The 3,255-nt window shown below is 58.8% G+C and carries 4 protein-coding genes; 2 read left to right on the forward strand and 2 right to left on the reverse strand.

Annotation, left to right across the window (positions count from 1 at the left end):
* Positions 1-56: 56 nt before the first annotated feature.
* Positions 57-530, forward strand: coding sequence for an HAD domain-containing protein (locus JHD82_RS30535; protein WP_374191675.1), 474 nt, complete (start codon positions 57-59; stop codon positions 528-530).
* 118 nt (positions 531-648) lie between these two features.
* Here JHD82_RS30535 and JHD82_RS28675 read toward each other — a convergent pair whose 3' ends face one another.
* Positions 649-1,014: an H-NS family nucleoid-associated regulatory protein gene (locus tag JHD82_RS28675; RefSeq protein ID WP_199140267.1), complete on the reverse strand. Its 366-nt coding sequence runs from the start codon at positions 1,012-1,014 to the stop codon at positions 649-651.
* A gap of 164 nt (positions 1,015-1,178) precedes the next feature.
* Entirely contained in the window at positions 1,179-1,529 is a 351-nt protein-coding gene (locus JHD82_RS28680; protein WP_199140269.1) for a TetR family transcriptional regulator C-terminal domain-containing protein, read from the reverse strand.
* A gap of 128 nt (positions 1,530-1,657) precedes the next feature.
* Here JHD82_RS28680 and JHD82_RS28685 point away from each other — a divergent pair.
* A partial coding sequence (locus JHD82_RS28685; protein WP_199140271.1) for an ATP-binding protein occupies positions 1,658-3,255 on the forward strand: 1,598 nt, incomplete at its 3' end.

The raw sequence follows: 3,255 nt of genomic DNA on the forward strand, positions 1-3,255 counted from the left end.
CCCCCCCCCCCCCCCCCCCCCCCCCCCCCCCCCCCCCCCCCCCCCCCCCCTTTTAGATGTGTATAAGAGACAGGGGAACGCCATACGGTGGACGCCATCTGCTGCTGCGTCCACAGCCGGCAGACCTTCATCGTCACCTATGGCACCCACCTGCTCTGGCAGCCCTGCTCTTAGTCGTGGCACAAGCCAAGCCCGCCATCGTGCTTACGACGACATGGCTGCGGTTTCTCGACCTTGCCTCGGCCCGACAACTGTTCCAGCGCACAGATGCGGCGCTTCTGGCAGAGCAACTTCACCCGTTCGGGGAGGCACCGCAGACCGTGGGACAAACGAGACTTCAAGCAATCGATGCTTGGATGGAGGTGCATGGCCAGCCCAAGAACTATGGAATTCTCGACGATGTCGAGAGTGGAACTGGACTGATTGGCTCAAGGCATGACGCTGCCGGGCGGTTGTTCCTGTGTGAACTCGGGCAAGGCTTTCGACCTGAGCAGGTCCCCTCCGTGTTGAGGGTGTTGGGAGGGCCATAACGCGGCGAATGGCCCACCAGGACCTGTTCTCAGGCACCAGATGACCACTGACGAGTGGTATTTGCTCCAGTGGTCGTGTCCGCGGGTGGCGCTTACGAGTGCCGCACGCCGCGTGGCTTCAGCGTGAAGCTTGGTTGCGACCCGCAGCTGCAGCCATTTCAGCAAGGTATGGGGCCCGGTCGCCGGCTTCGGGTTCTGGCTGAGCAATCAAGAAATCGTCGCGGTTCTTATCGAGAATCCAAGCTGGTGGCTTGCCTCGGCCTGTCCATGTCGCACCGGTCTCTGGATTGCGGTACTTCGCCTCACCCTTGTTTTTCGCCTTGAGGCCTACGAGGGGGAAAACTTGCTGGGATGTGAAGCCAAACTCGTTCACGAGCTGGTGGACACGTCGCAGCGCTTCCGTGGATTCCGTCTTTCTCGCTGCGGCAATTTCAGCATCCAGCGCAGCCTTGGCTGCGAGCAACTCTTTCAAATTCATCGGCATACTCGGTTTGTTGGTGAGCCACCTCAAGGGCCCGATAGCTGATTATCGAGCTTACGGAGGGCTGACGAAGACTTCCTGAGAGCCCAAACTTGCAACCAATACATGGTGGCAGGAACGCACGACGGACCGTACGTGCAGCCGAGCAAACGGGGTCTTTGGGAGCTTTACTTTTTCCAACTGGCCATGAGCGTCTCAGCAATCGCGTCGGGGCTCTGATAGCCGCCAAGGCCACGGCCGACAAGCATCGAGCCTTCAAGAGCGCCTAGCCACAAGGCGCTCAAGTTCGAAGCAGGCTGCTCAGGCCGCAGCTCGCCAGCGCCCTGCCCCTGCGCAATTACGCTTTCGAGCCAAGCAGCGCTGAGCTTGAAGGACTTCCCCACCTCGGCCCGGATGCCCTCGGGGAGAGCGTCGGTCTCGGCGCCCAACATGCCACATACGCAAATTCTGCGGTCGTTCTCAAAAGTCTTAGCGAAAAGGCGAGCGTAGGCGCGAAGCCGCTCCGTTGCAGTGAACAAGCACGAGGCCAAGGTCGGGGCACATGGTGCAAGATATGTCATCAGACATCTCCAGTTCTAATGGTCGGAGATGGACCATGTGGCGCAGTCGGCAGTGCAAAATCATTGCCCAAAAGAAGGGGCGTCGCATGGCGAAGAAGAATGGTTTCAAGGGAAGTGCAGCTATCGGCAATTCGGGCATCAAGAAGCACTTCGGGAACGACGAGCTCTGGCAGCCCCTCTTCGAGCTGGTCTGGAATGGATTCGATGCCGGCGCGAGCTTAGTTACCGTCAATGTGGTTGAGAACGAGCTGCACGGCGTGGAACGGGTCGTCGTTCTGGACAACGGTGACGGTATCGAATTCGCCACTCTGGACGACACCTTTGGCAACTTCAACGACTCCTCGAAGAAGGCAAACTTATCGCTTAAGGGGCAGCACGGTCGCGGTCGTCTTGCCTTCCATAAGCTATGCCGCAACGCCACGTGGTTCACCAAGTTCAAAAATGTCGACGCGGTAATTGAGGTCGCCGAGCCAACTATCAAAGACTTTGAGGCTTGGCTCATCGAGGAAGCTGACCAGAAGCAAGAGGTGCTGTCCCACGGCCACGGCACGCTGGTAGAACTCACTCACTTCACCGGTGTCCTGCCGACAAAGGACAAGCTCCGGGAGATGTTTGCCGTTGAGTTCGGCTGGTACCTCGCCGTGCACAAAGCGAAACGGTTGTTCCTGAATGGCGAAGCTGTGGAGGTGCCGAGACACGAGGAATTCGTGCAGGCCATTTCTGCAGACAACGAAGTCTTCGAAGCCCAGGTCATCCGGTGGGAGCAACGTCCAACATCGGAAAAGTCATATCTCTACCTGCTGAACTCCAGCGGGGAGCTGGTCTTCAAGGTGCTGAGCACGCTCAACCAAAAACCTAACTTCTTCACCAGCGTCTGCGTGAAGTCATCTTGGGCTGACACCTTCTCGCAAGAACAGGACCTGTTCAATCCTGAAGCGCATACGCCGGCGTCCCCAGTCTGGAAAAAGTTCAGGACTCAGTTGGACCGGCTTGGTCAGTCCATCTACGACGAGTTCCTTCGCTTACAGGCTGAGGAGGTTGTGCAGGGCTACGAGGATGAAGGCTACTTCCCGGCCTACGTAGGGCTTGATGAGGCGGAAAAAGCATGGCGACACCAGCACACTCGCGATTTGGTGCGGAACATCTACATTGCCGAGCCGCGCGTCTTTCAAACCGCCAGCAAGAAGCAGGCGAAGCTCATCATTCGACTCCTTGACCGACTTGCGGTCTCCAATGAGAACGACGCTCTGTTCGACGTGCTCGAGGGTGCGCTTGACCTCGATGCGAAGTCGGTTCAAAACCTCGCGAACCAGCTCAAGAACGCGACGTTCGAGAACATCGTTGCGAGCATCGAAGTACTGCAACGACGGGCCATGGCTGTGGAGCAGCTGCGGCACGTGATGAACGTGCACTACCGAGAAGTCCTTGAGACGCCCGACCTTCAGAAGGTTATCGAGAGCAACACTTGGTTGTTCGGTCCGCGCTACGAGACTCTCGGCGCGGAGGAGGACACCTTCACCCAGATTGCTCGGAAGATGCGCGATGAGGTGATGGCTCGGAATCCGGTCAACGTGGATGATGTTGACGACGAGGAGGACCTGCCCGGTGCCTGTCTCTTATACACATCTAAAAGGGGGGGGGGGGGGGGGGGGGGGGGGGGGGGGGGGGGGGGGGGGGGGGGGGG

Origin of the sequence: Delftia sp. ASV31 (assembly GCF_016428765.1) — a bacterium.
Lineage (GTDB): Bacteria > Pseudomonadota > Gammaproteobacteria > Burkholderiales > Burkholderiaceae_C > Comamonas > Comamonas acidovorans.

Excerpts from the sequence above, each read along its gene's own strand:
- JHD82_RS30535 (WP_374191675.1), top strand. The coding sequence starts at position 57 with ATGTGTATAAGAGACAGGGGAACGCCATACGGTGGACGCCATCTGCTG.
- JHD82_RS28675 (WP_199140267.1), bottom strand. The coding sequence starts at position 1,014 with ATGCCGATGAATTTGAAAGAGTTGCTCGCAGCCAAGGCTGCGCTGGAT.